The sequence below is a fragment of the Thermodesulfobacterium geofontis OPF15 genome (assembly GCF_000215975.1).
In the GTDB taxonomy this organism is placed as follows: domain Bacteria; phylum Desulfobacterota; class Thermodesulfobacteria; order Thermodesulfobacteriales; family Thermodesulfobacteriaceae; genus Thermodesulfobacterium; species Thermodesulfobacterium geofontis.
Window position 1 is genome coordinate 820,221 of sequence record NC_015682.1, and the last position, 25,048, is coordinate 845,268.

The window sequence follows — 25,048 nt, forward strand, 5'->3', positions numbered from 1 at the left end:
AAATAACTAATGAAAAAAACTAAAATTGATCTTGAAGACTTTTTGAAAACTATTTTGCCTGATCAAAAACTTCTCAAATTTTTGTCTTTAGCCCGAGATATTTCTAAAAAAAGAAGAGAATTTTTATATTTTGCAGGAGGAGTAGTAAGAGATTATCTTCTTAAAAGGCTTTACAAAAAGAGAATACCCAAACCTAAGGATTTAGATTTAGTGTTGCAGGGAAACTTAAAAAGTTTTTTGAAAGAGCTCTTAGAAAAGGTAAAAGGGCAAATCCTTTTTGAATCTCAATTTTTGACTTATAAAGTAAAGATAAACTTAAATGGGAAAGAATTTTTAATAGATTTTATAACTGCAAGAAAAGAAATTTATGAGGATATTGCTAAGCTTCCCAAAGTTTTTGCCTCCCATTTTGAAGATGATATTTTACGAAGGGACTTTACTATAAATGCACTTATAATAGGTCTTTCTCCACCTTATGAAGGGGTCTTAATTGATTTAGTTGAAGGGGAAGAAGATCTTAAGAAGGGTTTAATAAAACCTCTTTATCTAAATTCTTTTGTAGATGATCCTACGAGGATTTTTAGAGGAATTAGATATAAGATTAGATTTGGATTCAATTTTTCTGAGGATTTTTTTCTGGCACTAAAGAAATGTTTTGAAAAATCTGCCTTAAAAAAACTTTCTGGAACAAGATTGGCAAATGAATTGAAACTTTATTTAACCAAGGAACCAGAGAAGAACTTAAAAAATCTTTTAATGACAACTTATGAGTTAAATCTTTTTGAAGAGGCAGAGCTTAAAATTAATAAGAAAAATTTTAATTCTTTAATAAGTCTTTTAAAAGAATTAAAGGGAGAAATATCTGAAAGGGAAAAAGAAAAAATTTTTCTATTTGGGCTTGTTGATTCTCGATTTTTAGAAAGTCTTTATAGATTAGGATTTCCAGATTCAGAAATAAAAGAGTTGATAAAATACAAAAAATTAATTGAAGAAAATTTATCCAATTGGGAAAAGCTATCTCTCTGGGAAAAAATAAAAATCTTTGAAAAAATACCTTCTATTTATCTTTTGACCCTTGGGATTTATTTTCCCAAAATAAAAAAAGATCTAATAAAATTTTTTAAAGAGTATAGAAAAGTAAAACCTGAGCTTACAGGAGAGGAATTAATAAAACTTGGTGTTAAAGAGGGAAAAGAAATAGGAGCTTTGCTTGAATTGATTAGAAAAGAAAAAATAGAAGGAAAAATAAAAAATGAAGAAGATGAAAAAAATTTAGTAATTCAATTTCTCTTGAACAAATCTAAAAATTAAATTAAAATTTACCGAATAATTTAAAAAACCTCTTTTTCAATGAACGACTGGATTCAGGAATTAGAAAAGCATTTTCATGAAAGTTTAAAAGAAGTAAAACCTGGATCTATTATTTCAGGAAAGATAATCAAAATTTCTGAAAATTTTGCTTTTGTTGATATAGGTTTAAAAAAAGAAGCTCTTTTACCCATAGAGGAAATAAGGAATAAGGAAGGAGAATTTATTTTGAGTGAAGGAGATGAAATAGAAGCTTTAGTTATTGGAAAAGAACCTCAAGAAGGATTTTATATTTTATCTTTTAAAAAACTAAGAGAAAAAAAATTATGGGAAGAATTAAAAGAAGCTTACAAAGAAAGGAGACCCATTGAAGTAAAGGTTTTGGCTTTGAATAAGGGCGGTTATGAAGTAGAATTTGACTTTCTTCTAAAGGGCTTTATGCCCTATTCTCAAGCCTTTTTTAGAGATAAACCCGAAAATTTAGACTCTTTGATTGGAAAAAAGATAAAGGTTGAAATTTTAGAAATAAAAAACGAAAGTTTCATTGTTTCAAGAAAAAAATTTTTAGAAAAAGAATATCAAAGAAAAAAAGAATTTCTAATTAATAAGATTAAAGCTGGGAAGCCAATAGAAGGGATAGTAAAAAAGAAAGTAGAGGGTGGATTTTTAATTGAAATAGAAGAGGTTTTAACAGGTTATTTACCTTATAAAGAATTAGATTGGAAAAGAATTGATAATCCCTCTGAGTATTTTAAAATAGGTGAAAAAATTAAAGTTAAGGCTTTAAATTACGATCCTGTAAAAGAGAAATTAAAATTAAGCATTAAAGCCCTTCTTCCTGATCCTTGGGGAAGGGTTTCTCAAAAATATAAAGAGGGAGATATTGTAAAGGGAAAGATTACCCAAATTTTTGATTTTGGAGCCTTTATAGAACTTGAGCCAGGAATAGAAGGATTTATTCCTGTAAAAGAAATAACTTGGAATAAAAAGGTTAAAATTGATGAAATACTTGAAAAAGGAGATGAAGTTTCTGCTTTAATTTTAGAAATAAAGCCTTCTGAAAGAAAAATATTATTAAGTTTAAGAAAGCTTCAACCTGATCCTTGGATTTCTGCAAGCAAGAACTATAAATTAGGAGAAATTGTAGAAGGAGTAATAGAAAAGTTTTTACCTAATGGATTATTAATAGGTTTAACTCCAGAACTTACAGCATTTATGCCTTTAAAAGAGTTTTTAAAAGATCTAAAAGTATATAAATATAAAAAAGAGCTTACAGAATTTGAGGGCTTTAAAGTGGGAGATAAAATAAAAGGAAAAATCATTAATATTGATGAAGAAAAGAGAAAAATTCAAATTTCCTATTTAAAATATTTAGAAGATTTGGAAAATAAAGAAATAGAAGATTATAAAATGCAGGCTAAAGAAACTACTTTTATAACTTTAGGAGAAATTTTTAAGAAAAAAATTAATTAAAAAGAGAGGAAATAAATGAAAAGACCTTGGCTTGTTTATGGACTTGCTTTTATTGGAGGATTGGTTGTTTTTCTTGTTTTACTTAGCTTTCTTCTCTCTTTTATAATGTTTTTCAAAGAAAAAGATTTTGGGAAACCCCAAATTGGAGTACTTGAAATAAAAGGGGTTATTTTAGATGCAGAAGAATATCTTATGGCTATTAATGCAATGGCAAAAGATAGAAGCATTAAAGCAATAGTAGTAAGGATAGACTCCCCTGGAGGATCAGTTGGAGCTTCTCAGGAGATTTTTGAAGAATTAAAGAAAACAAGAATGAAAAAACCTGTTATAGTTTCTATGGGAAGTGTAGCAGCTTCAGGAGGTCTTTATGTATCCCTTGGAGGAACTAAAATTTTTGCTTCTCCAGGAACAGTTACAGGAAGTATTGGTGTTGTTTTAGAAATACCCAATATAGAAAAACTTTTAAAAAAAGTTGGGGTTGAGACAGAAACTATAAAAAGCGGAGCTTATAAAGATACAGGTTCAATCTATAGACCCTTAACTCCTGAAGAAAAAGAATATTTAAGAGAAAAAGTGAAACTTATTCATGATCAATTTATAAAAGCTATCTCAGAGGAAAGAAAAATTCCCATAGAAAAGGTTAAAGAATTTGCTGATGGAAGAATTTTTACTGGAGAAGAGGCTTTATCCTTAGGATTAGTGGATGAGCTTGGTAATTTTTGGGATGCAGTAAATGAAGCAAAAAAATTGGCTAAAATTACCGAAGCAAAACTTGTTTTTTTACCTAAGAAAAAAGGCTTTCTTTCTAAAATTTTAGAAGAAAAGGGTTCTTCAATTTTAGAATCTATTTTTCTTAAACCCTGGTATATAGCGGTAAATTAATTATGACCAAAAAAGAACTTGCTGAAAAATTAAGCTATAAATTTTCAGATATTGATAAAGAAGATCTTGAATATATTGTGGAGCTTTTTTTTGAAATTATAAAAGAGGAATTAAAGAAAGGGAACAGAGTAGAACTTAGAAACTTTGGAATTTTTACCTTAAAAAAGACTAAAGGCACAATTTTTCAAAATCCCAAAAATAACCAAAGGTATTATGTTAAAGAAAAATATAGAGTTTTATTTAAAATTGGCAAAGAATTTAAAAAAAGATTAAATACTCCTTTTTTAGCTTCTTTAGACCTTGGGACTCAAACCTTCAGGCTTTGTATAGGTAAAAAATTTAATGGAGATGCACTGTTTTTAATGAAAAAAAGAGAAAATGTTAGATTAGGAGAAGGTTTAGGTATAGAGGGTATAATTTCTCCTTCAGCCTTTGTTAGAGGTTTAGAATGTTTAAAAAAATTTAGAGAGGAGCTTTCTAAATATGAAATTGAGAATTATAAAGCAATAGGCACAGAAGTTTTTAGAAAAGCTAAAAATGCTAAAGAGTTTATAGAGAAAGCTAAAGAAGAAACCGGTTTTGAAATTGAAGTAATTTCTCCTGAGAAGGAAGTAGAATTATCATTGAAAGGAATTATTTGGGGATTAAAAATACTTCCTACAGAAATTAAAAATTTTGTTACTGTTGATGTTGGTGGAGGTTCTTCAGAGATTGCTTATATTAATGATGGAGAAAGAAAATGGAGCAAAAGTATTGATCTTGGTGCTGTAGTTTTAAAAGAAATTTTTAATTTAAAGTATCCTTTAAATGTAAAAGTTTTAAGATCGCTTAGGGAGTATATAAGAGAAAAACTTTCTTCAGTTCCTACAGATCATCCTGAAGAAATAATTATTACAGGAGGGACAGCCTCTCTTCTTGGTGGGCTTGATCTTAAACTTAATCAATATATTCCCGAAAAATTACATGGACATAGGATTACCAAAGAAAATTTAGAAAAATTAATAAAAAAACTTTCCAATTTTGATTTAGAAAGATTAAGAAGAGTAAGAGGAATGGAAGAAGGAAGGGAAGATATAGTGCTTCCTGGGGCTTTAATTTATTTAGAAATATTAGAACATTTTAACAAAGAAAGTATGCTCCTTAATGAATATGGAATTTTAGAGGGAACTTTACTTTCTTTAATTGAGGATTATAATTTAGCAAAATTATAAAAAACCAATTTTAATTAAAGGGTTCACCTATGCTTGAAATTCTTTATGAGGCTTATACTTTCGATGATGTATTATTAGTTCCTGCTTATTCTGAGGTTTTACCAAAAGATGTAGATGTATCCACCTATATTACTCCTAAAATCAAACTTAATATTCCCATACTTTCTGCTGCTATGGATACTGTTACAGAAAGCAGAATGGCGATAAGTATTGCAAGAGAGGGAGGATTAGGGGTTATTCATAGAAATATGAGTATAGAGGAGCAAGTAAAAGAAGTAGAGAAGGTTAAAAAGTCTGAAAGCGGAATGATATATGACCCTGTAGTAGTAAATCCAGATACCCCAATAAAAGAAGTTTTAAAATTGATGGAAGAATTTAGAATCTCTGGAATACCTGTTGTTGAGGGACCAGAAAGAAAACTTGTAGGAATTGTTACTAATAGAGATTTAAGATTTGAAACCAATTTTGAGAGACCAGTCAAAGAGGTAATGACTAAAGAGAATCTTATTACTGCAAAGCCTGGGATTACCTTAGATGAAGCAGTTAAGATATTACATCACTACAAAATTGAAAAACTCTTAATTGTAGATGACAACTTTTGTTTAAAAGGTCTTATTACTATAAAGGATATAGAAAAGATTAAAAAATATCCTAATGCTTGTAAAGATGAACTTGGTAGACTAAGGGTTGGTGCAGCTATAGGAGTTGGGAAAAATAGACTTGAGCATGCAGAGGCACTTTTAAAAGCAGGCTGTGATGTACTTTTTATTGATTCTGCCCATGGACATACCAAAAATGTCATAGAAACTATTATTGAAATAAAATATCATTTTCCCGATTGCCAATTGGTGGCAGGGAATGTAGCAACTGCTGAAGGAGCAGAGGCGCTTATTAAAGCAGGAGCTGATGGAATAAAAGTAGGTGTTGGACCTGGGTCTATTTGTACTACAAGAATTGTTGCAGGTGCAGGGGTTCCTCAAATTACAGCTATCCATAATTGTGCTGTAGTTGCTGACAAATACGGAGTGCCTGTAATAGCTGATGGAGGAATAAGATTTTCAGGAGATATTACCAAAGCTATCGCTGCAGGTGCTCATGCAGTAATGATAGGAAATCTTTTTGCAGGAACTGAAGAAGCCCCAGGGGAAACTATACTCTATGAAGGCAGGACTTATAAATTTTATAGAGGTATGGGTTCTCTTTCTGCTATGTTTAAATCTGGTGGAAGGGAAAGATATGGACAAGAAGCTGAAGATATATCTAAATTTGTTCCAGAGGGAGTAGAAGGAAAAGTTCCCTATAGAGGACCAGTTTCTAACATGATTTATCAGCTTGTAGGGGGGCTTAAGTCAGGAATGGGATATTGTGGATGCAGAAATATTGAAGAATTGAGAAAGAAAGCGAAATTTATAAAGATAACACAAGCAGGTTATAGAGAAAGCCATGTACACAGTGTTAGTATTTTAAAAGAAGCACCAAATTACTGGGTGGGAAAATAAAATGCCCTTATTTGAATGGCAAGGAAAATCAGTTACAGGAGAAATAAGAAGTGGTGTTTTAGATGCTCCTAATCAACAACTGGTTGAGGTCTATTTAAGACGCTTAAACATAATTCCTATCAAAATCAAACCTAAAAAAGAAACTACTTTTGCTCTCTTTAGAAGAAAATCTGTATCAGGAAAAGATCTTACTACTTTTACACGTCAATTTGCAGTGGTATTGGAGGCAGGGCTTCCAATTGTAAAAAGCCTTGAAGTTCTTGCAGAACAACAGAAAAATCCATATTTTAAAAATGTCCTCAAAGAAATTAAATTAAAAGTAGAAACAGGAAGTAGTTTAAGTGATGCTATGGCAGAATATCCTAAAGTATTCGATAGTCTTTATGTTCATATGGTAAGATCTGGAGAAACAAGCGGAAATCTTGATGTGATATTAAAAAGATTAGCAGGCTATTTAGAAAGAATATTAAGTTTAAAATCAAAAATAAAACATGCTATGGTTTATCCCTCACTTATAGTAATAGTTACCATAGCTGTAATCTCAATTATTATGCTATTTGTTATTCCTAAGTTTGCAGAAATTTATGAAAGTGCAGGACAGGCTCTTCCTTTACCAACCCAAATTTTAATCAGTATTAGCAATAATTTTGGGAAAATTCTTATAGTTTTTATTATTTTATTAGCAGGACTAATCATAGGAATTAGATATTACCGAAATACAGAAATAGGAAGATATAATACAGATAAAATAATTTTTAGTCTTCCCCTTTTAGGAGAACTTTTTAAAAAAGCTGCTGTTGCAAGAGTGGCTCGTACTCTTGCAAATCTCATAGGGGGAGGAGTTCCTTTGTTGCCAGCCTTAACCATAGCAGGTGAAACTTCAGGAAATAAAGTTTTAGAGAAGGCTATGGAGGAAGTAAGAATAAATGTATCTGCAGGTCAATCCCTTGCAGATCCTATGTTTTATACAGGAGTATTTCCTTATCTTTTAGTAGAAATGGTTAGAGTAGGAGAACTTACTGGTAGATTGGAAGATATGTTAAATAGAGTAGCTGACTTTTTTGAAGAAGAAGTGGATAGAATGGTTAATACTTTGTCAACTCTTATAGAGCCTATACTTATAGTATTTCTTGGAATTGTAATAGGTGGTATTTTAATTTCTTTATATTTACCTATCTTCAAACTTGGAGAAGTAATAGGAGGAATGAAATAATCTATTAGATAGGAAATGGGTGAATGTTTAGAATATACAAATCTGAAAATGGTTTGCTTGTTCCTGCAGATAAACCCTCACCTCATACATGGGTTTGTCTTTTTAATCCCTCAGAAGAAGAAATTTCTTATATAGAACAAAAATTTAAAATCCTTCCAGAATTTTTAAGATATCCCTTGGATGAAGAAGAAAGACCTCGCATAGAAAAGGAAGAACAACAGATTTTAATTATATTGAGAATTCCTGATGTAGTTTCAAAAGGTCTTTTTATAAGATACGAAACTATTCCCCTTGGTATCATTTTAACCGAAGAAAATATAATCACAGTTTGTTTAAAGGATCATCCTATATTTGAAGAATTTATAGCTATTGCTAATAAAAGCAAAACCTTTAATTTAGCAAAACCAGTTTATTTTATTTTAAATTTCATCTTAGCTGTGACCTCTCTTTATATTAAACTTTTGCGTCAAATTGATAGAACTCTTGAAGAATATGAAGAGGAGGTTTTTAGGGCTATTGAAAATGAGGAAATTATAAAAATGTTAAGTATTGAAAAAACACTTACCTATTTTAATACCTCCCTTCAAGGAAATGACACAGTTCTTATCAAGATTCAAAGCGGAAGATATCTTCATTTAGCAGAGGAAGAAATGGAGCTTTTAGAAGATGTTCAGATTGAGAATAGACAAGCTATAGAAATGACAAAAGTTTTTCTAAATATTATGGCAAATACAATGGATGCCTATACCTCAATAATTAATAACAATCTTAACTTAATTATGAAATTTTTAGCAAGTATTGCTATAATTCTTGCCATCCCTAATATTATTTACAGTATGTATGGAATGAATATTCCCTTACCTTTTCAGGGCTCTTCTTATGCCTTCTTTTTTGTTAATATTCTGACTTTTCTTTTATGTTTCTTTGTTTTCTTTGTCCTTCGCAAAAAAAGATATCTTTAAAAAAGGGTATTTAAATGGACCTTTTTGCGGCATTTTTTCTTGGTCTAATTCAAGGATTAACAGAATTTCTTCCTATTTCAAGCACAGGGCACCTTATTTTGGTAGAAAAATTTTTTAATACCTTTACTTCTCTTTCCTTTGATGCTTTTATTCATCTTGGTTCATTTTTTGCGATAGTTAGTTATTTTTGGAAAGACCTAAGAGAAATTTGGAATTATAAATGGTTTATTTTGGTCTCAGCTTTCCCTGGTGCAATTGCAGGTTTTACTTTAGAACACATAGTAGAAACCTATTTAAGAACACCTTTTATAGTAGGGTTAGGATTAATAATTATGAGTATTCCCATGATCTTAGGGGAGATTATGGGGAAAAAGAGCTCTGAAATTAAAGAGCTTAATTTTTTAAAAGCTTTTATTATAGGGGTTTTTCAAGCTTTAGCTCTTATTCCAGGAACATCAAGAAGTGGGATAACTATTTCAGCTGGGCTTTTGTTAGGACTTAAAAGAGAAGTTTCTGCCCGATACTCCTTTTTAGCAGGGGCACCTCTTATTCTTGGAGCAGGACTTTATGAAGGTATAAAGCTCTTTAAATCTTCCTTTATCCCTTTAGACCTTGCTTTAGTAGGTTTTTTTTCTTCAGGGGTTTTTAGCTTTTTAGCTATAGCTTTTTTAATCCCTTTTTTAAAGCGTCACTCCCTTTATCCCTTTGTAATTTACAGAATTCTGTTAGGCTTGCTCATAATATTTTACTTTGGAAGTTAATAAATAATGGCTGAGATTAAAAACCTTACCTTAGAAACAGAAGAAATTTCTATAAGAGGAGAAACTCTAAAAATTTTTCTTCCTGCAAAATTGGAAGAAATCTTTCAAGGAGACCCTTTTTTAGAAGTAGAAAAATTCCCCTTTTGGGCAAAGATTTGGGAAGCAAGTCTTGTTCTTGCTGATTATGTAGCAACCCTTGAGCCTCCCAAAAAAATTTTAGAACTTGGAGCAGGACTCGGAGTTCCAAGCCTTGTAGCTGCAAAGTTTGGACATGATGTTCTTGCCACAGATTATGAAGAACTTCCCCTTGAATTCATAAAACTTTCAGCTAAAGAAAATAATCTAAAGGTTAAAACAAAAATCTTAGATTGGAGAAATCCCGATCTTTCTCAAAAATTTGATTTAATAATAGGCTCAGAAATAGTTTTTAGAAAAAGCCTTTTTGAACCATTAATTGAACTTTTTAAAAACTATCTTGAAGATGAAGGAGAAGTAATTTTATCCCATCCCTCAGAAAGAAAAAGGGTCTTAATTCCCTTTTTGTATGAAGCGCAAAAATATTTTAAAGTTTTAACAAGTATAAGAAGATTTAAAAGTAATGGAGAAGCTGTGGAAATAATTTTAAATAAACTTTTGAAAATTAAATGAAGGTTTTATCTGCTCTTAAATATGCAAAGGAAGTCCTTTCAGAAATAGAAAATGAGGAATATGCAAAATGGGAAGCCCTTCTTATTCTTTCCCATCTCTTAAATGTTCCTCCACTTAATGTTTATTTATATCTTGATAAAGAAATTCCTCAAAAAAGTTTTTTAAAGATTCTTGAAGAAAGAAAAAAGAAAAAGCCCTTGCCCTATATTTTAAAAACCACCTATTTTTGGGGAAGGAAGTTTTATATAGAGGAAGGTGTTTTAATTCCCAGACAGGATACAGAAATTTTAATTTCAGCTTTTTTAGAATTACCCTTAGAAAAAGGAAAAGTTCTTGAACTTGGAGTTGGGGCAGGTATAATTTCTATAACTCTTCTTCTTGAAAGAAAAGAATTAAAAGTTTTTGCTGTAGATATAGAGCCTAAGGCTTTAAAAATAACTAAGAAAAATGCTAAAACCTATGAAGTGGAAAAGAGACTTTTTTTAATTAAAGGAGATTGGTTTAGCCCGTTTTTAGAAAAACCTCTTTTTAATGCTATAGTCTCAAATCCACCCTATATCTCTTTTGAAGAATGGGAAACCCTTGGTGAAGAAGTGAGACTTTATGAACCAAAATCTGCCCTTGTTTCAGGAAAAGAAGGGACAGAATTTCAAGAAAAACTTTTAAAATTTGCTGATAAATATCTTTTAAAAGGTGGTTTTTTAATTTTTGAAATAGGATATAATCAGGGAAAAAGAATAAGGGAGCTTTTAGATCTTTATAAATGGAATTACAAAATTTATAGAGATTTAAAAAATTACGAGAGGGTAGTTGTGGCATGGAAAGAAAATACATTATTAAAGGTAGAAAGCCTCTAAAGGGTGAGATAGAGGTAAGCGGAGCAAAAAATGCTTCTCTTCCTGCAATTTGTGCAACTCTTTTAGCTCCCGGACTTTATAAACTTAAAAATGTTCCTAAGGTTAGAGATGTTTTTAATATGCTAAAAATTATGGAGTCTCTTGGAGCGACTTATGAGTTTAAAAAAGATTATGTGGAAATAAATACAGAAAAAGTTGAAAGTGTTTTTATTCCTTATGAGCTTGCAAGTCAGATGAGAGCCTCTATTTTATTTCTTGGTGCTTTAGTTGGAGGTTTTAAATCTGCTATAGTTCCTATGCCTGGAGGATGTGCCATAGGAAAAAGACCTGTTGATTTTCATATAAAAGGGATTTCTCAACTTGGAGGAAATATACAACTTGAAAAGGGTAATTTAGTTGTTTCTGCAAAAAAACTTAAAGGCACTCAAATAGTTTTAGATTTTCCCTCAGTTACAGCTACAGAAAATTTAATGATGGCAGCATGCCTTGCAGAAGGAGAAACTATTATTAAAAATTCAGCCAAAGAACCAGAGGTTATCTTTCTTGGAGAAATGTTAAAAAAAATGGGAGCAGAAATAAAGGGGCTTGGAGAAGATACTATTTATATTAAAGGAAAAAAGAAGCTTAAGCCTGTTAATATAGAAATTATTCCTGATAGAATTGAAGCTGGAACTTATCTTGTTTTAGGTGCCCTTATGGAAGAAAATGAGGTTGTAGTAAAAAATATAAAAAAGGAACATTTAAAAACTCCAATTCTTAAACTTGAAGAAATTGGAATAACCTTAGAAGATGTTGGTAAAGATGCTCTTAGAGTAAAGAGAGGAAGGATTTTAAATCCTGTAAAAATAATTACTGCTCCTTACCCTGGCTTTCCCACAGATTTACAGCCCTTTTTTACTATACTTTTAACTCAAGCTGAAGGAATATCCTTTATAACTGAAAATATTTTTGAAAATAGATTTCTTTATGTATATGAATTAAAAAGGATGGGTGCAGAAATAGAAGTAGAAAATAGAACAGCTATTATAAAAGGTCCTACTCCTTTAATGGGTTCTCCTGTTAAGGCAACAGATTTGAGAGCAGGAGCAGCTCTTGTTTTAGCAGGGCTTATGGCTGAAAACACAACCACTGTCTATAATGTAGAATTTATAGAAAGGGGATACGAAAATTTTGTGGAAAAACTTCTTTCCCTTGGAGCTGATATAAAAGTGGAGGAAGATGAAAGTTAAAAATTTAAGAGAAATTTTAAAGCAAGAACCTGCAGTTAATCTTTTAAAACTTTCTCTTCAAAAAAATAGACTTTCCCATGCCTATCTTTTTACAGGTCCAAAAGGAGTAGGGAAAGAAACTACAGCTTGGGCTTTTTTGTTTCATCTTTTTTGCGAAAAAGATAAAGAAAATCCCTGTGGAGAGTGCAAAGCCTGTAAAAAAATAGAAAAAGAAATTCATCCTGATATACGTATTCTTTATCCTGAAAAAAAAGAAATTACCATTGGGCAAATTAGAGAAACTATATATTTTTTAAGATATAGACCTTTGGAGGCTGAATATAAGATTATTCTCATAAAAGAGGCAGATAAAATAAATTTAGAGGCAGGAAATGCTTTGCTTAAATCTTTAGAGGAGCCCCCACTTTATGCAATTTTTATTTTAATTTCTGAAAACTTTAGCAAGCTTTTACCCACTATAGTTTCTCGTTCTCAGATTGTTAGATTTAGAAGCCTTCCTACTGAAGTTATAAAAGAATTTTTAAAAAAGAAATATCTTTTTGAGGAAAAGGTGGCAGAAACTCTTGCTGAAATATCCTTTGGAAGCATTGGAAAAGCTGTTACTATTGCTGAAAAGGGTATTTTAGAAGAATTAAATAGTTTTGTTAAAGCAGGTTTTTCAAATAGTCCTTTAAAAAGGTTTAAAGTAGCTGAAAGATTTTCAGGTTTTTTACCAGAGGTTTTGGATGAATTTTTTTATGTTCTTAGCATTTGGGTTTGGAGATCCTATCTTAAAGAAAAAATAGATTATCCCTATCCTCAAGCCTTTCCTGAAGAAACCTTTAAAGGAGATCCCTATTTAGCAATAAGAACTATTTATGAGGTAAAGAATGCCTTAGATTTTTATGTAAACCAAGAACTTGCCTTCTACCACCTTTTAAATACCCTTTTTTAAATTACCACTTCCGAAGTGGTAATTTTTAGGGTTGCATAATTTTAAGGTCGGGATATTTTTAAATTTTAAGAAAAAAAGAAGGAGAGAGCTTATGAAAAAGAAAGCCTTTACCCTTACAGAGCTTATGATTGCACTTGCTGTTATGGCTATAATGGCAGCAATTGTTGTTTCAGTTTATAGAGGGTATGTAAGAAAGGCAGCTCGTTCAGCTCTACAAACAGACACAAGAAACTGCATAACCTGTGTTTCAGCAGAATTAGCAAGAATTGCCTTAACAGGTGGGAGTCCTAATTTTACCAATTGCACAAGTAGAATTTCCCGTTATACACAAAGTTGTAGTGTAAATCAACTAAGTGAAGAGATATATCAGTGCACCTGTTCTGGGACGGGCATAATATCTGGAAGCACTTGTATTCTTACTACCGAAAGCACAAGTTTTGAAGCAGGAAGTGTAAATTGTGAATAGATTTTACATTTTTAACCATTCCAGCAAGGATAGCAAGGATAGCTATAACTATAATTAACTCAATGAGGGTAAGTCCAGATTTACGTTTATGCATAAATAAAAACGGGGCAAAAGCCCCGTTTTTATAGAGTATTATTAACTTCTTACTGTCTTGTTGGTGGTGTACAAACTACATCTTGTGTAGTTGAATTATAATTACATGTTACCTGCCAATTTGTGTTATCAGTTAATGTTCCTTTTACAGTTGTACTAAGATCATTACATGTTGGTTTGGGGTCGAAACTTATGGAAGAAATATATCGAGTTGGGTTAGTAACATCTTTACATGAATCAAGTTTACTAGTATCAGCACCAGGATCTGATGCACATTGAGCCATTGCTTCTTGTACACATGCCCTTGCGAAGGTCATAAGTTCTTTTGCTTGAGCTTTTCTAATATAAGACCTATAAGCTGTTAAGGCGATAGCTGCTAAGATGGCAATGATAGCGATAACAACCATTAACTCAACTAAAGTAAATCCTTTTTTTCTCATAAATTACACCTCCTTTTTATTAATTTTATTAAATTTTGTTACCTTTTCCCATCTCTCATTTTCCCTATTTATCACCCCCTTTTCATTCATTTTTAATTAGGTAAAATTTATTTTACCATTAAATTTATTAAAAAGTCAAGTATTCAAGTTCAACAATTTAAGACTTTTAAAGTATTTTCCTCTAATTGCCCTCTTTCCTTTAAATACCTTATAATTCTTCCAATGGTTGAAGCAGAAGGAGGATTTAAATTTTTTTCTTTACAAAACCTATCACAAAGGGTTTTAAGGATATCTTTTCCAACATGGGGATGGGCTTTTCTATATTCCAAAATGAAATTTATTATCTCAGGATGCCATTTTTTCTTCCTTTTTACCAAAAAGATTTTAGGAATTAAAGCTTCTAAATCTCCTCCACTTTCTTTCCATCTCTTTTTCCATCTATAAATAGTAGCCTTTGAAATCTTAAAGGTATTCATGGTTAATTTAGTTCCATATTTTTCATGAAAACTAATGACCTTCCATCTAAAAAGAATAGCCTCTCTTAATTTCTGATTTCCAATAGATTCAATTAGCTCTTCTTCCTTTCCCTGATAATTTACTTTCCTTACCCTTAAAATTACTCTTATCTTATTTCTTTTTCTTTCAAATTTCTTTAAAATTTCTCTTTGCATAAAAAAACCAAATTTTTACATACTAAACCCATATACTAATTTTATTTATTTAATATCGGCAAAATTTTCCAAAACTTTAACCCTCCTACCACTTCGGAAGTGGTAGAAAATTACCACTTCCGAAGTGGTAGTGTTTGTGGTTGCATAATTTGGATTGTAATTTAAACTAATTTCAAAAGGCTATGGCTTATAAATGGTTGCCACCATCAAAGACACATAAACCACTTTGGGAGGGTATAATGGTAGAAAAAATACCTTTAGAAAATGGTTTAATTTTAGAAATCTGGAATTATTCAAGAAAAATTGCTGGGGATAGATGGTTAGTTGGATTTCTTGCTCAAATTGGAATTACTCCCTCTGAAAAAGATTTTTCTAATTCCGATTATTATCAGAAATTTTTAGAAAAAACTGATGGAAAAGTTTATTATCGCTATAGAAAGGAGAGGCACTTTGTTCCTGAAGATTCAGTTTCAACCATATATTCAAATATAAAAGAAAATTTTTTAAAAGCAGCTCTTCCTTATCTTTCCCATCCTGATTTTAAAGAAAGGCTTCTTAAACATGAAGTAAAGCAATTTGAAAAACAAATTGATTGGGAAGAGGAAATAAGGAGAAAGGACGAAGAAACAGAAAAACTGGAAGAACTTTGGAAAGATAAAAAAATTTTCTAACTAAAGGGTGCTCTAATGGATATCTTAAAAAGCCTTCTTAAAAAAAGTGATTCTAAAATTCTTTTAATTGTCCTTGATGGAATAGGTGATCTTCCTCTTAAAAATGGCAAAACCCCTCTTGAATCTGCTAAAACTCCTAATTTAGATTTTTTAGCTAAAAAATCAGCCCTTGGGCTTCATATCCCTGTTGATTATGGAATTACTCCAGGAAGTGGTCCAGGGCATCTTGGTATTTTTGGATACGATCCTCTAAAAATAAACATAGGAAGAGGAGTGCTTGAAGCTTTGGGAGTGGGGATTGAGCTTAAAGAAACAGATGTAGCTATAAGGGGAAATTTTGCCACAGTTAAATATGAAAATGGAATCCCTATTGTAGTAGATAGAAGAGCAGGAAGAATTCCTACAGAAGAAAATAAAAGGCTTATAAATTATCTTTCCTCTCATATTTCAAAAATAGAAGATGCTCAAGTAATTCTTCAATCCGGCAGAGAACATAGATTTGTAGTAGTTTTTAGATTTCCCTATAAAGTATCTTCTGAAGTAGAAACTATAAATGATACAGATCCTCAAACTATTTGGAAACCACCTTTAAAACCTGAAGGAAAAGGAGAAATAGCTGAAAAAGTTTCAAGAATTGCAGAAACCTTTTCTCAAAAAGTAGCAGAACTATTAAAAAATGAGCCTAAAGCAAATTATGCCTTATTAAGAGGTTTTTCAGTTAGACCTGATCTTGAAACCTTTGAAGAAAAATTTGGATTAAAAGCTTGTTGTATTGCTACCTATCCAATGTATAAGGGTCTTGCAAGCCTTGTGGGAATGAAAATAATTAATTTTGAAGGAGAAACTATTAAAGATGAAATAGAAACTTTAAAAAGGGAATGGCAAAATTTTGACTTTTTCTTTTTACATATTAAAAAAACTGATTCAGCAGGAGAAGACGGGAATTTTGAATTAAAAACAAAAATAATAGAGGAATTTGATAGGTTTTTACCTGAAATTTTAGCTCTTAATCCCTCAGTTCTTTGCATAACTGGGGATCACTCAACACCTTGTATTTTAAAAGCTCATTCTTGGCATTCAGTTCCAGTTCTTATTTACTCTCCTTATGTGCTTGGAGGGACTTCAGAAAGATTTACAGAAAGAGAAGCCCTTAAAGGAGAGCTTGGAATATTTTATGCTTATAAACTTATGCCTCTTCTTTTAGCTCATGCAGGAAAACTAAAAAAATACGGAGCCTAAACTCTACCACTTCGGAAGTGGTAGATAGACAAAAAAGGTTCTTGACAAAAGTTTATTTTGTATTAATTAGTTCTAAAAATGCTACAATTTTAATATTTTTGTAAAAATAGGTGAAAAAATATGGAATATTTAAAACTTATAATTGACTATGGAATTATAGGATTTCTTTTATTTCTTAGTGTTGTTTCTATTGCTATAGCTATAGAAAGAATAGGGTATTATAAAAAGGTTGATGTTCTTAAGTTTTCAAGTCCTAAGGAATTAGAAGCAGATTTAACAAAGGGGCTTTATATTATTGCAACTATTGGGGCTAATGCTCCTTATATTGGACTTCTCGGAACTGTTCTTGGAATTATGCTTACCTTCTATACCATAGGACAAGAAGGACTAATTGATAGTAAAAAGATAATGGTAGGGCTTGCTCTTGCTCTTAAAGCTACTGCAGTAGGGCTTTTTGTAGCTATTCCTTCTGTTGCTCTTTATAATTATCTTTTAAGAAGGGTAAAAGAAAAAATTGCCCTTTGGGAAGTAAAGAATGGAAGAAAAGGAATTTAATTATATTAATGTAATTCCTCTTGTTGATATAATGCTTGTTCTTTTAACTATTGTTCTTGTTACTGCTACATTTATTGTTCAAGGAAGTATCCCTGTTAAGCTTCCTTCAGCTAAATATGCCGAATCTGAAAATATAAGAAGTTTTCAAATAACTATTAATAAAGATGGGGAGATTTTTTTTGAAAATAAAAAAATAGGGCTTGAAGAGCTGGAAAGTGTTATTAAAAGCATAGATAGAGATTCTCAGATTTCCATCTTTGCTGACAAATCTGCCAAGGTCCAAAGTTTAATATCTGTGCTTGATATATTAAAAAAGTATGATTTTAAGAAAGCAACTATAAAGACAGAGCTTATAAGATGATTAAGCTAAAAGAATTTTTTATTTCTTTTTTTATTCATTTCTTTTTTATTTTAAGTTTTATAGTTTTATTTAGGTTAAATTGTGAATCTTCAGCAAAATATGTTGAGATAGATTTGTCTTTAATAAATCTTGCTAAGCTTTCAGAGGGAACTTCTAAAGTTGAGAAAGGACTTGATACAAAATTAGAGAAAAGATTACAAGCAAAAGCTCAACCAAAAGCTATTTCTTATCCTCCTGAAGAGTTTAAAAGCCCTGCTAAAGAAGTTAAAGAGAGTTCTTTTTCTGAAAATAGGGAAATAAAAGAAGTAAAAGAGATAAATGAAGTAAAAGAAATAGCAAATAAAGGAGTTGATGAGGGAGGATCTGAAAGAGAAAAGGGGATTAAAAATATTAGTATGATTAAAGGTGGTGGAAGTGGTTATGTAGGAGGGTCTGATAATAGAAATGTTGAAGGTAGCGATGGAGGAAAGGGGGATTTAGGAGGAAAGGGGAATTTGGGTGAGTTAGAGAAGCTTAGGGAGAAGTTTTTGATAGAGAAACTTTCTTTTATTTCTCAGATTATTCAAAATAATATTACCTATCCTTATATTGCTCGTAAGATGGGTTGGGAAGGAAAGGTTTTAATATCTTTTGTTCTTACAAAAGACGGTAAAATTAGTTTTTTAACTATAGAAAAATCTTCAGGATACAAGGTGCTTGATGAAAATGCTATAGATACAATTAAAAAAGTTTCAAAATATTTTCCTCAGCCTCCGCTTGATGTAAAAATAAAAATTCCCATCTCCTATAAACTTCATACTTCAAATATTGACTAATTGAGTAAAATTAGGTAATATAAACTAAAAACCTTTGAATTTTAAAGAAGGAGGTGTTTTATGAAAAAAATTGTACTAGTTAAATGTAATATGATTAGTAGTCAAAATTTGTGCCCAGGTGATGCAAAGTGTTTTGTTGCTTTTATGCGTAAAGAGGGTGAATTTGAGAGATATAAAAATGATGATGCTCATATTATTGGAATTGTTGATTGCGGAGGATGTGAAGGAAATGCAAATAGAGTTGTTTGTAGTTTAGCCCTTTTAAAACTTCAGTTAGCTGCATTAAATGAAAAACCGGATGTAGTTCATGTAGGAACATGTATTATGAAATTCTGTAAAAGAAAGGATGACCTTATAGCTGCTATTAAGGAAAAAGCAGGGGTAGAGGTTGTTGAAGGAACCCATCCTTATGCCCCACCTACTGTTTTTGGAAGCTAATTAAAGGAATTGAAATAGTTTTTGGTTTCCAGATTTTACCTTTTTCGATAATATGTAAAACTTCAATTTCCTTTTCTTCTAATGCTTTTGCTATAAATCTTCTGTGACACCTCCAGGGGAACTTTTCTGCACATATAATACAGGTTAAATCATTTTTAGCAATTTCTATTAATTTTTCTAAAGCACTTTTAAAATTAGAAGTCTTCATATAATTCTCATAATTTTCTATTCTGTAGCCTCCAAGGTCTTCCAGATGATAATAGGAAATACTATTTTCAAATAAAATTTTTATTAAATTTTCTTTTTTAAAATGAGGAAATCTTTGAGAGGTTGGCCATCTTCTTACATCAGCTATAGCTTTAATTTGATAAAATTTTAAAATTTCAAGAAACTCTTCCTCACTTCTATTAGAAGTTCCAAGAGTATAAATAATCATTTAAAATTTATTTTGGAAAATAAAGTTTTTTTGAAGAAAAGGTAAAAGCCTTACCACCTTTATGAAGAGGAAGCCTCCAAAATTCCTTATATCCATATTCATCAAAATCTGAAGCCTCCCAATGTTTAACTTCCCCTATATAAAACATAACTTCACCTACTTCAATCTCTTTTATTACCTTACATTCAAGATTGGCAAGGGCATTCTCAATTAAAGGAACATTTAAAACTTTACCTGGTTTAATTTTTATATCAAAGACTTCAACTTTATTAACATTTTCTCCGCTTGTGGTACCTACTTTCCATATAAGATCAATATCTTCTGTTATATTTACAGAAAATTCCTTGTATTTCTGAATAAGTTTGTGGGTAAAATGCTCTTTATCACAAGCAAAACCTAATGCTGGTATATCTTCTGCAATAGGGGTTATCCAAGAACAAGCCATAAAATTAATTTCATTATTTTTTACCTTTCCGCTACCTATAATGACAACAGGTCTTGGATGCAAAGTTCTATAAAATTTCATAACCCCTCCTTTAGGAATTTTTAGAATTTTTTAAATATTAACATTAAATTTTTTATTTTTATAGAGTAGTCTGATTTTCAGAAAGAGTTTTATTTTCTTGAAAAATTTGCTCTTGTGGAGATATTTCTTCAGTTTTATTTTCTTCGGAGGGTTGGGGTTCAGCTTCTTCTGTTACCTCTTTATATTCTTCTTTGATTATTCCTCTCTTTTTCATTATAAAATAAATAAGTTTAGCTCTTTTTTGAACATAGGAGCTCGGGTTTAAAGGATTATATTTTATTGGATTAGGTAAAACTGCAGCTAAAAGAGCAGATTCCCAAGGATTAAGTTCTAAAGATGGTTTACCAAAATAATGCCTACTTGCAGCTTCAATTCCAAAAATGCCTTCTCCCCATTCAGCAACATTAAGATACAATTCAAGAATGCGATTTTTAGGGAGAGTTTTTTCTAAGCGAAAAGTAATTATAGCTTCTTGAATTTTTCTTATTGGATTTTTTGAGGGGTTTAAAAATAGATTTTTAGCAAGTTGTTGAGAAATAGTGCTTCCTCCATATTTTAGCTTTCCTGCTTTTATGTTTTTTTCTACAGCAAGCATAATGGCATCAAGATCAAATCCTTCATGATAATAAAATTTGTCATCTTCTGCAATAAGCACTGCCTTTTTTAAATAAGGAGAAATTTTATTTAAAGGAACCCAAATTTGTTTAATTTTTACTTTTTTTCCTTCCCTTTCCCATTGCTTTAAACGATATTTCATCATAGCTGTCATTTTCGGGTTTTCTTTTTTTAAATAGGAAATAGGGATTAACATAGGATAGATAAAGGTGTACAGAAAAATAATCAAAAATAAAATAGCAATTAAGGTTTTTAAAATTTTCATTTTTGAGCCTTAACAAATTTAACTAAGGAGATTTTGCTAATTGTGACCACTTTTCAGCGAGTTCATCTCTACGAGGTTTATATACAGCTTCATAAAAATATCTTTGTGAAAGTAAAACCCCTTTATCATAACTTTTTACGATTTCTATTGCCTCTTTCCAAGCTTCTTCAAATTTCCCTTTAAATCTATCTTCAATTTGTTTTTTAAAATCCTCAGGAGTTTGTAAATCATCTCCTATTAAGAAATACTTTCTATCTCCTAATTTTACACAGTAAGCCATCTCATCTCCTAATCTTTCTACAAAAATATTCTTTTCTATTTTTTCAATTTCTTCTTTTGGAAACTTGTGAATAAGCTTCCATTTAGGAAGCTTTATTTCTCCTCTTACTCCTTTCATGGATTTAAATCCCCTTTTTGCTGCAGCGTAGAAAATAGCTCTATTTAAACCAAAACTTTTTGCTTCCTCTAAAGAATAACCTAAAACATATGCTCTTGCAGCTTGTAAAGTTGCCATTACTTGAAATCTTCCTATCATTTTCTTATCCTTTTATTTTTCTCCAATGATGAGTTGCTATGGGAGCAGATTTAGAAATTAGATAAGGAGAATCAAGATTTTTAATTACTATACCTTCAAACCCCATTTTTAGAGTTTCTCTTAAAGCAATTTCCCAATCTTCTAAAGGTTTATATTCTAAAAAATAAAAAGGCGGTTTCAATATTAATTCCCTTAAAAGCAATTTTCTTTCTCTTAATGGTTTATCTCCAATAAAAACACCATTTAAAAACACTATGTCAAATACGTAAATTATAGGTTTTGCCAAATTTGTTCTTGTCATTACAGAGGGGATACCCCTTCTTCCTTTCGTAGAATAAAGTTCGCTATCAAGTAATGTTCCTGGGGGAATTTCTTTTAAATAAGGAATTAAATAGGAAAGGTTTTTTGTCCAATTAGGATTTTTTTCTAATCTTCTTCCCCAAAATTCAACTCTTTCGTCTTTATATTTTATTATTTGCATTCTCCATCCATCTATTTTAGGTTCAAAAATCCACTCACCTTCCAATTCTTCCCCAAAATAAGGAATAGGTTGCATAGGAAAGATAGGAGAGATCTCCATATCTTTAAGATTTTTCAATTTTTTCCTTAATTATAAGTTTCCCTTCTGCTTCAGCTATTATAGTATCTTTGGAATCTTTTATTTGAGCTTTTGCTTGAATTAATTTTGATTTTATTTGTTCTGCAAATGCCTCTATTATAATTTTTTCTCCTACTTTTAAAGTTTTTCTATACCTTATTTTAATCTCCGCAGTAACAGTATAATATCCTAAAGAAATACCTGCATAAGCACAAGCCTCATCAAGAAGTGCTGCAATAATACCTCCATGAATAATTCCACTATAACCTTGGTATTCTTTATAAAGGATCATTTCTGCTTTTGCTTTCCCATTAGAAGAAATAAATTTTGCTTTTAAACCTTTAGGATTTTCTTTACCGCAAACAAAACAGTAATTGTCAATTCGTAATGTTTCTTCTTTTTCCATATTATCTAATTAATTATAAATTAGATTTTTGTCAATTAAATTAATTAAAGAAAAAGTTCCTTAAGTGTTAACCACTCTTTATTTATATCTTCTATTATTCTTTTCATTTCTGAAGAGGAAATTTCAAAAAGATTTAATATTTCTAAATCTTCTTCTGGGAGGATTTCCGGTTTTCTTTTATCAAATTCTTCAGGAGAGTTAAAATAGGAAAGAAGATTGGCAATATATATGCATTTTGTTTCTATACCATTGTTTTCACTTGTTACCGGATTATGATGAGAGCTTATAAGTTTAATAAGCCTTTCAGGAAATGACCATGTCTTTGCAAGTTTTTCTCCTATTTCTACATGATCAGTTCCAAGGATTTCGCGTTCTTTTTGTAGCCCTGCCTTTCCTTTTTTATCAATATATAAATACTTCAGTATTTTCTTTCCAAACTCTCCTTCTCTTACAAGAAATTCCGCAATAACTGTTTTACCAAGGTCATGCACTATTCCTGCAGTAGCAACTTCAGAAATATTTTTAAGTTCACTTATTTCAGCAAGGATCCTTGCCCCAGTTCCTACTTTAAAAGAATGATCCTCAAGATGAGGAATAAATTGCCTACTTTTCCTTAATACAGGAAGTGTGAGGATAACTGCCCTTAAAACCTTTACTCCTAATAAAAGCAAAGCTTGTTCTATTGAAGTTATTCTACCAGAAAAACCAAAAACAGGAGAATTGGCAATCTTTAAAATTCTTATACAAAGATTTTTGTCTTTTTCTACTAACCTTGCTATTTCTTCAAAAGTTGTCTCTTCAATATTAATGGTTGAAAGTAATTTTATTACCTCTTCAGAAGGGATAAAAATTTTATTTAGTTCAAATTTTTCAAAATGTTTTAGTTTTCTTTGTAAATTTTCTAAATTTTGCTGAGAACTATTAAAAATGTTGTTCATTTATATTTACACATTTAAATTTATGTTCAAAATTTTATTTGTATTTGAATTTATCGGCTATTTTTTTAAAAATTTTAATAATACTGCTATGTAGATTATTCTTAAATAAGTTTTAGGTATAATTATAATATAAAATTATTAAATTTAAGCATAAGAGGAGGGGATAAGATGCTCAATTTAAGAGGGCATCATCTTATATGTTTAAATTTTTTTAAAGGAGAAGGATACGATGAGGTATTTATAAAAAATTTAGAAAAAATTCTAAGTAAAATGGAAAAAGAAAATATAAAAGTTGTAGAAGATTTTGATGATGTTTGTAAAAGCTGTCCTTATCTTAAAGATGATAAATGTCAGTATAAAGAAGGAGCTGAAGAAAAAATAAGGGAGCAAGATAAAGTTGCATTAGAATTGTTGAAGATAAAAGAAGGTGAAATAGTTAAATGGGAAGAAATAAAAAATAAACTTCCTGAAGTATTTTCTCAATGGTATGAAAGATATTGTTACGATTGTGATTGGCTAAAAGTATGTGAAACTCATCAAATTTTTCAGGATTTATTTCAAGAAGTTCTTTCTCCAGATAAAAAAATACTATCTCTATTTCTTAAGGTTAGGAAAAGTTTTCCAGAGGTTAAAGACTCAGTATCTTTACTTAAACCTTATGCCAATTTACATTTTGATCAAATTGAAGACAAAGTACCTTTTTTAAGCATGTATTATCAATTACATTTATATTCACCTTCTTGGATTATAAAAAGAGATGAATTTGAAAGGATAATGGGATTTGAGCCAGATCTAATTTATAAAAGTCCAGAAAATACCTATATAATGTCAGTGATTTATAATGTGGATAATTATGTAACAGAAGGAGCTATTGCTTATGGATTCTCAGAAGCACTTGCTTTAAGTAGAGGCATGATATTAACCTATGAGGAAGTTGATTTTATATGTTTTCAGAGAGGTTATGGAAAACAGCTTTTGCTTGCTCTTCAGCATGATCTCTTCCCAGGAATGGTTACCAAACTTTTTGTTGATAGAGAAGATATTCAGAGAAGAATAGATCATTTAAAAATGCTTTTGGGTTATGCATCCTAAACCCAAAATATTAATTAGTAGATGCTTTTTTGAACCAGTTCGTTATGACGGAGGAATTATATCAGATCCTTTTGTAGATAAATTAAAAAACTACATTGAGCCTATTACTTTTTGTCCAGAAGTGGTTTTAGGATTAGGAATTCCTCGCCCCCGAATTTTAATTGTTAAAATAAAAGCTACAGAAAGACTTATACAACCAGAAACTGGAAGAGATTTAACAGAAGATATGATAAAGGTTTGTGAGTCTGCTTTAACTGAGTTTAAAGAAGTAGATGGTTTTTTACTTAAAGCTAAATCACCCTCTTGCGGAGTTAAATCTACTAAGCTTTATCAAAATGATAAAGTTATTGGAAAAACAAGCGGATTTTTTGCAAGGCTTGTAGAAAAAAACTTCCCTCATTTACCATTAGAAGATGAGGGGCGTTTAAAAGATTTCAAAATTAGAGATCATTTTTTGATCCGTATTTTTGCTTTTGCTGAATTAAGAGAGCTACTCCAAGATCCCAGCCCTTCTAAATTAGTTAGCTTTCATACCCGATATAAATATCTTCTTATGAGTTATAATCAATCAATTCTTAAAAAACTGGGACAAATTGTAGCCTCTCCTAATTCTTTTCAAGAAAAATTGTTGCTTTATAAAGAATATTTTTATAAAGCCTTTCAGAGAAAGACCAATGTGCAAAGGCATATTAACACTTTGCAACATATTTTTGGACACCTTTCTAAAGGACTTACTCTTAAAGAAAAAAGACATTTTTTGGAATTACTAAAAAAGTTTGAGAAAGGGCTTGTAGAACTAATTACTCTACTTGAATTATTAAAAAGCTGGGCTATTCGTTTTGAAAAAGATTATTTACTTTTTCAAAGCTATTTTGAGCCATATCCAAGAGAATTATTACTTGATATTTAAA

At 30.6% G+C, this 25,048-nt stretch carries 31 protein-coding genes; 21 read left to right on the plus strand and 10 right to left on the minus strand.

What is annotated here, in order from left to right; genetic code table 11:
- Nucleotides 1-9 precede the first annotated feature (9 nt).
- The 13 genes from TOPB45_RS04310 to TOPB45_RS04370 all read left to right on the plus strand — a co-directional run bounded on the left by TOPB45_RS04310 (nt 10) and on the right by TOPB45_RS04370 (nt 13,443).
- Entirely contained in the window at nt 10-1,311 is a 1,302-nt protein-coding gene (locus TOPB45_RS04310) for a tRNA nucleotidyltransferase/poly(A) polymerase family protein (protein WP_013909630.1), read from the plus strand.
- Between the two features lie 39 nt (nt 1,312-1,350).
- A complete protein-coding gene (locus tag TOPB45_RS04315) occupies nt 1,351-2,781 on the plus strand; it encodes a S1 RNA-binding domain-containing protein (protein ID WP_013909631.1) in 1,431 nt (476 codons plus the stop codon).
- A gap of 15 nt (nt 2,782-2,796) precedes the next feature.
- Nucleotides 2,797-3,663: a signal peptide peptidase SppA gene (sppA, locus tag TOPB45_RS04320; RefSeq protein WP_013909632.1), complete on the plus strand. Its 867-nt coding sequence runs from the start codon at nt 2,797-2,799 to the stop codon at nt 3,661-3,663.
- 2 nt (nt 3,664-3,665) lie between these two features.
- Nucleotides 3,666-4,874: an HU family DNA-binding protein gene (locus TOPB45_RS04325; RefSeq protein WP_013909633.1), complete on the plus strand. Its 1,209-nt coding sequence runs from the start codon at nt 3,666-3,668 to the stop codon at nt 4,872-4,874.
- Between the two features lie 29 nt (nt 4,875-4,903).
- Entirely contained in the window at nt 4,904-6,373 is a 1,470-nt protein-coding gene (gene guaB / locus TOPB45_RS04330) for an IMP dehydrogenase (RefSeq protein WP_013909634.1), read from the plus strand.
- 1 nt (nt 6,374) lies between these two features.
- Nucleotides 6,375-7,586 (plus strand): type II secretion system F family protein, encoded by a 1,212-nt coding sequence (locus TOPB45_RS04335; protein ID WP_013909635.1) that lies wholly within the window; start codon nt 6,375-6,377, stop codon nt 7,584-7,586.
- Nucleotides 7,587-7,609: 23 nt separating this feature from the next.
- Nucleotides 7,610-8,548: a magnesium transporter CorA family protein gene (locus tag TOPB45_RS04340; protein ID WP_013909636.1), complete on the plus strand. Its 939-nt coding sequence runs from the start codon at nt 7,610-7,612 to the stop codon at nt 8,546-8,548.
- A 14-nt stretch (nt 8,549-8,562) separates the two neighbouring features.
- Nucleotides 8,563-9,309, plus strand: a complete 747-nt coding sequence (locus TOPB45_RS04345; RefSeq protein WP_013909637.1) for an undecaprenyl-diphosphate phosphatase — start codon at nt 8,563-8,565, stop codon at nt 9,307-9,309.
- A gap of 6 nt (nt 9,310-9,315) precedes the next feature.
- Entirely contained in the window at nt 9,316-9,957 is a 642-nt protein-coding gene (locus TOPB45_RS04350; protein WP_013909638.1) for a class I SAM-dependent methyltransferase, read from the plus strand.
- On the plus strand, nt 9,954-10,814 hold the full coding sequence (prmC, locus tag TOPB45_RS04355; protein ID WP_013909639.1) for a peptide chain release factor N(5)-glutamine methyltransferase: 861 nt from the start codon (nt 9,954-9,956) through the stop codon (nt 10,812-10,814). The genes TOPB45_RS04350 and prmC overlap by 4 nt, the downstream gene beginning before the upstream one ends.
- Nucleotides 10,775-12,043, plus strand: a complete 1,269-nt coding sequence (gene murA, locus TOPB45_RS04360) for a UDP-N-acetylglucosamine 1-carboxyvinyltransferase (protein WP_013909640.1) — start codon at nt 10,775-10,777, stop codon at nt 12,041-12,043. Before prmC ends, murA begins: the two co-directional genes overlap by 40 nt.
- The gene (gene holB / locus TOPB45_RS08570) at nt 12,033-12,977 is read left to right on the plus strand and encodes a DNA polymerase III subunit delta' (RefSeq protein ID WP_013909641.1); all 945 of its coding nucleotides are present in this window, start codon (nt 12,033-12,035) and stop codon (nt 12,975-12,977) included. The genes murA and holB overlap by 11 nt, the downstream gene beginning before the upstream one ends.
- A 91-nt stretch (nt 12,978-13,068) precedes the next feature.
- Entirely contained in the window at nt 13,069-13,443 is a 375-nt protein-coding gene (locus tag TOPB45_RS04370; protein ID WP_013909642.1) for a prepilin-type N-terminal cleavage/methylation domain-containing protein, read from the plus strand.
- Here TOPB45_RS04370 and TOPB45_RS09240 read toward each other — a convergent pair.
- The 3 genes from TOPB45_RS09240 to TOPB45_RS04380 form a co-directional block, all read right to left on the minus strand.
- Nucleotides 13,397-13,537 carry a prepilin-type N-terminal cleavage/methylation domain-containing protein gene (locus TOPB45_RS09240; protein ID WP_081460675.1) on the minus strand — a complete coding sequence of 47 codons (141 nt, stop codon included), beginning with the start codon at nt 13,535-13,537 and terminating at the stop codon, nt 13,397-13,399. The two genes, TOPB45_RS04370 and TOPB45_RS09240, sit on opposite strands and share 47 nt — an antisense overlap.
- A gap of 49 nt (nt 13,538-13,586) precedes the next feature.
- Nucleotides 13,587-13,976 (minus strand): prepilin-type N-terminal cleavage/methylation domain-containing protein, encoded by a 390-nt coding sequence (locus TOPB45_RS09200; RefSeq protein ID WP_013909643.1) that lies wholly within the window; start codon nt 13,974-13,976, stop codon nt 13,587-13,589.
- A 149-nt stretch (nt 13,977-14,125) separates the two neighbouring features.
- Nucleotides 14,126-14,647 (minus strand): helix-turn-helix domain-containing protein, encoded by a 522-nt coding sequence (locus TOPB45_RS04380; RefSeq protein WP_013909644.1) that lies wholly within the window; start codon nt 14,645-14,647, stop codon nt 14,126-14,128.
- 182 nt (nt 14,648-14,829) lie between these two features.
- Here TOPB45_RS04380 and TOPB45_RS04385 point away from each other — a divergent pair, with 182 nt between their 5' ends.
- The 6 genes from TOPB45_RS04385 to TOPB45_RS04410 all read left to right on the plus strand — a co-directional run bounded on the left by TOPB45_RS04385 (nt 14,830) and on the right by TOPB45_RS04410 (nt 18,726).
- The gene (locus TOPB45_RS04385) at nt 14,830-15,318 is read left to right on the plus strand and encodes a hypothetical protein (RefSeq protein WP_041430333.1); all 489 of its coding nucleotides are present in this window, start codon (nt 14,830-14,832) and stop codon (nt 15,316-15,318) included.
- Between the two features lie 15 nt (nt 15,319-15,333).
- Nucleotides 15,334-16,557, plus strand: coding sequence for a 2,3-bisphosphoglycerate-independent phosphoglycerate mutase (locus TOPB45_RS04390; protein ID WP_013909646.1), 1,224 nt, complete (start codon nt 15,334-15,336; stop codon nt 16,555-16,557).
- A gap of 120 nt (nt 16,558-16,677) precedes the next feature.
- Nucleotides 16,678-17,112: a TonB-system energizer ExbB gene (gene exbB / locus TOPB45_RS04395; RefSeq protein WP_013909647.1), complete on the plus strand. Its 435-nt coding sequence runs from the start codon at nt 16,678-16,680 to the stop codon at nt 17,110-17,112.
- A complete protein-coding gene (locus TOPB45_RS04400) occupies nt 17,093-17,473 on the plus strand; it encodes an ExbD/TolR family protein (RefSeq protein ID WP_013909648.1) in 381 nt (126 codons plus the stop codon). Before exbB ends, TOPB45_RS04400 begins: the two co-directional genes overlap by 20 nt.
- Nucleotides 17,470-18,288: an energy transducer TonB gene (locus tag TOPB45_RS08575; protein WP_013909649.1), complete on the plus strand. Its 819-nt coding sequence runs from the start codon at nt 17,470-17,472 to the stop codon at nt 18,286-18,288. Before TOPB45_RS04400 ends, TOPB45_RS08575 begins: the two co-directional genes overlap by 4 nt.
- A 60-nt stretch (nt 18,289-18,348) precedes the next feature.
- Complete coding sequence (locus tag TOPB45_RS04410) at nt 18,349-18,726, plus strand: CGGC domain-containing protein (RefSeq protein ID WP_013909650.1); 378 nt, start codon at nt 18,349-18,351, stop codon at nt 18,724-18,726.
- Here TOPB45_RS04410 and TOPB45_RS04415 read toward each other — a convergent pair.
- The 7 genes from TOPB45_RS04415 to TOPB45_RS04445 are packed head-to-tail and all read right to left on the minus strand — an operon-like array spanning nt 18,707 to nt 23,045.
- The gene (locus TOPB45_RS04415; RefSeq protein ID WP_013909651.1) at nt 18,707-19,162 is read right to left on the minus strand and encodes a DUF488 domain-containing protein; all 456 of its coding nucleotides are present in this window, start codon (nt 19,160-19,162) and stop codon (nt 18,707-18,709) included. The two genes, TOPB45_RS04410 and TOPB45_RS04415, sit on opposite strands and share 20 nt — an antisense overlap.
- Before the next feature lie 7 nt (nt 19,163-19,169).
- The gene (locus tag TOPB45_RS04420) at nt 19,170-19,688 is read right to left on the minus strand and encodes a flavin reductase family protein (protein WP_013909652.1); all 519 of its coding nucleotides are present in this window, start codon (nt 19,686-19,688) and stop codon (nt 19,170-19,172) included.
- Nucleotides 19,689-19,746: 58 nt separating this feature from the next.
- Nucleotides 19,747-20,568, minus strand: a complete 822-nt coding sequence (gene mtgA, locus TOPB45_RS04425; protein WP_013909653.1) for a monofunctional biosynthetic peptidoglycan transglycosylase — start codon at nt 20,566-20,568, stop codon at nt 19,747-19,749.
- A gap of 22 nt (nt 20,569-20,590) precedes the next feature.
- Nucleotides 20,591-21,103 (minus strand): hypothetical protein, encoded by a 513-nt coding sequence (locus tag TOPB45_RS04430; RefSeq protein ID WP_013909654.1) that lies wholly within the window; start codon nt 21,101-21,103, stop codon nt 20,591-20,593.
- Between the two features lie 4 nt (nt 21,104-21,107).
- On the minus strand, nt 21,108-21,701 hold the full coding sequence (locus TOPB45_RS04435; RefSeq protein ID WP_041430334.1) for an ATP-dependent DNA ligase: 594 nt from the start codon (nt 21,699-21,701) through the stop codon (nt 21,108-21,110).
- A complete protein-coding gene (locus tag TOPB45_RS04440; protein ID WP_013909656.1) occupies nt 21,688-22,107 on the minus strand; it encodes a PaaI family thioesterase in 420 nt (139 codons plus the stop codon). The genes TOPB45_RS04435 and TOPB45_RS04440 overlap by 14 nt, the downstream gene beginning before the upstream one ends.
- A gap of 44 nt (nt 22,108-22,151) precedes the next feature.
- Nucleotides 22,152-23,045 carry an HDOD domain-containing protein gene (locus tag TOPB45_RS04445; RefSeq protein ID WP_013909657.1) on the minus strand — a complete coding sequence of 298 codons (894 nt, stop codon included), beginning with the start codon at nt 23,043-23,045 and terminating at the stop codon, nt 22,152-22,154.
- Between the two features lie 168 nt (nt 23,046-23,213).
- On the opposite strand from TOPB45_RS04445, the gene TOPB45_RS08580 reads away from it, so the two are divergent.
- Together TOPB45_RS08580 and TOPB45_RS04455 are read left to right on the plus strand one after the other, a co-directional pair.
- Nucleotides 23,214-24,137: a DUF1284 domain-containing protein gene (locus TOPB45_RS08580; protein WP_013909658.1), complete on the plus strand. Its 924-nt coding sequence runs from the start codon at nt 23,214-23,216 to the stop codon at nt 24,135-24,137.
- Nucleotides 24,127-25,047: a YbgA family protein gene (locus TOPB45_RS04455; protein WP_013909659.1), complete on the plus strand. Its 921-nt coding sequence runs from the start codon at nt 24,127-24,129 to the stop codon at nt 25,045-25,047. Before TOPB45_RS08580 ends, TOPB45_RS04455 begins: the two co-directional genes overlap by 11 nt.
- Nucleotide 25,048: the final 1 nt, after the last annotated feature.

What these genes read in the sequence shown, in the direction of transcription:
- TOPB45_RS04380 (WP_013909644.1), bottom strand. Translation starts at nt 14,647, where the DNA reads ATGCAAAGAGAAATTTTAAAGAAATTTGAAAGAAAAAGAAATAAGATA.
- TOPB45_RS04410 (WP_013909650.1), top strand. Translation starts at nt 18,349, where the DNA reads ATGAAAAAAATTGTACTAGTTAAATGTAATATGATTAGTAGTCAAAAT.
- TOPB45_RS04340 (WP_013909636.1), top strand. Translation starts at nt 7,610, where the DNA reads ATGTTTAGAATATACAAATCTGAAAATGGTTTGCTTGTTCCTGCAGAT.
- sppA (WP_013909632.1), top strand. Translation starts at nt 2,797, where the DNA reads ATGAAAAGACCTTGGCTTGTTTATGGACTTGCTTTTATTGGAGGATTG.
- TOPB45_RS08580 (WP_013909658.1), top strand. Translation starts at nt 23,214, where the DNA reads ATGCTCAATTTAAGAGGGCATCATCTTATATGTTTAAATTTTTTTAAA.
- TOPB45_RS04385 (WP_041430333.1), top strand. Translation starts at nt 14,830, where the DNA reads ATGGCTTATAAATGGTTGCCACCATCAAAGACACATAAACCACTTTGG.
- TOPB45_RS04325 (WP_013909633.1), top strand. Translation starts at nt 3,666, where the DNA reads ATGACCAAAAAAGAACTTGCTGAAAAATTAAGCTATAAATTTTCAGAT.
- TOPB45_RS04430 (WP_013909654.1), bottom strand. Translation starts at nt 21,103, where the DNA reads ATGATAGGAAGATTTCAAGTAATGGCAACTTTACAAGCTGCAAGAGCA.
- murA (WP_013909640.1), top strand. Translation starts at nt 10,775, where the DNA reads ATGGAAAGAAAATACATTATTAAAGGTAGAAAGCCTCTAAAGGGTGAG.
- TOPB45_RS04415 (WP_013909651.1), bottom strand. Translation starts at nt 19,162, where the DNA reads ATGATTATTTATACTCTTGGAACTTCTAATAGAAGTGAGGAAGAGTTT.
- TOPB45_RS08575 (WP_013909649.1), top strand. Translation starts at nt 17,470, where the DNA reads ATGATTAAGCTAAAAGAATTTTTTATTTCTTTTTTTATTCATTTCTTT.
- TOPB45_RS04445 (WP_013909657.1), bottom strand. Translation starts at nt 23,045, where the DNA reads ATGAACAACATTTTTAATAGTTCTCAGCAAAATTTAGAAAATTTACAA.
- mtgA (WP_013909653.1), bottom strand. Translation starts at nt 20,568, where the DNA reads ATGAAAATTTTAAAAACCTTAATTGCTATTTTATTTTTGATTATTTTT.
- TOPB45_RS04335 (WP_013909635.1), top strand. Translation starts at nt 6,375, where the DNA reads ATGCCCTTATTTGAATGGCAAGGAAAATCAGTTACAGGAGAAATAAGA.
- TOPB45_RS04345 (WP_013909637.1), top strand. Translation starts at nt 8,563, where the DNA reads ATGGACCTTTTTGCGGCATTTTTTCTTGGTCTAATTCAAGGATTAACA.
- TOPB45_RS09200 (WP_013909643.1), bottom strand. Translation starts at nt 13,976, where the DNA reads ATGAGAAAAAAAGGATTTACTTTAGTTGAGTTAATGGTTGTTATCGCT.
- TOPB45_RS04420 (WP_013909652.1), bottom strand. Translation starts at nt 19,688, where the DNA reads ATGAAATTTTATAGAACTTTGCATCCAAGACCTGTTGTCATTATAGGT.
- TOPB45_RS09240 (WP_081460675.1), bottom strand. Translation starts at nt 13,537, where the DNA reads ATGCATAAACGTAAATCTGGACTTACCCTCATTGAGTTAATTATAGTT.
- TOPB45_RS04390 (WP_013909646.1), top strand. Translation starts at nt 15,334, where the DNA reads ATGGATATCTTAAAAAGCCTTCTTAAAAAAAGTGATTCTAAAATTCTT.
- TOPB45_RS04350 (WP_013909638.1), top strand. Translation starts at nt 9,316, where the DNA reads ATGGCTGAGATTAAAAACCTTACCTTAGAAACAGAAGAAATTTCTATA.
- TOPB45_RS04370 (WP_013909642.1), top strand. Translation starts at nt 13,069, where the DNA reads ATGAAAAAGAAAGCCTTTACCCTTACAGAGCTTATGATTGCACTTGCT.
- TOPB45_RS04310 (WP_013909630.1), top strand. Translation starts at nt 10, where the DNA reads ATGAAAAAAACTAAAATTGATCTTGAAGACTTTTTGAAAACTATTTTG.
- holB (WP_013909641.1), top strand. Translation starts at nt 12,033, where the DNA reads ATGAAAGTTAAAAATTTAAGAGAAATTTTAAAGCAAGAACCTGCAGTT.
- TOPB45_RS04400 (WP_013909648.1), top strand. Translation starts at nt 17,093, where the DNA reads ATGGAAGAAAAGGAATTTAATTATATTAATGTAATTCCTCTTGTTGAT.
- TOPB45_RS04440 (WP_013909656.1), bottom strand. Translation starts at nt 22,107, where the DNA reads ATGGAAAAAGAAGAAACATTACGAATTGACAATTACTGTTTTGTTTGC.
- TOPB45_RS04315 (WP_013909631.1), top strand. Translation starts at nt 1,351, where the DNA reads ATGAACGACTGGATTCAGGAATTAGAAAAGCATTTTCATGAAAGTTTA.
- guaB (WP_013909634.1), top strand. Translation starts at nt 4,904, where the DNA reads ATGCTTGAAATTCTTTATGAGGCTTATACTTTCGATGATGTATTATTA.
- TOPB45_RS04455 (WP_013909659.1), top strand. Translation starts at nt 24,127, where the DNA reads ATGCATCCTAAACCCAAAATATTAATTAGTAGATGCTTTTTTGAACCA.
- exbB (WP_013909647.1), top strand. Translation starts at nt 16,678, where the DNA reads ATGGAATATTTAAAACTTATAATTGACTATGGAATTATAGGATTTCTT.
- prmC (WP_013909639.1), top strand. Translation starts at nt 9,954, where the DNA reads ATGAAGGTTTTATCTGCTCTTAAATATGCAAAGGAAGTCCTTTCAGAA.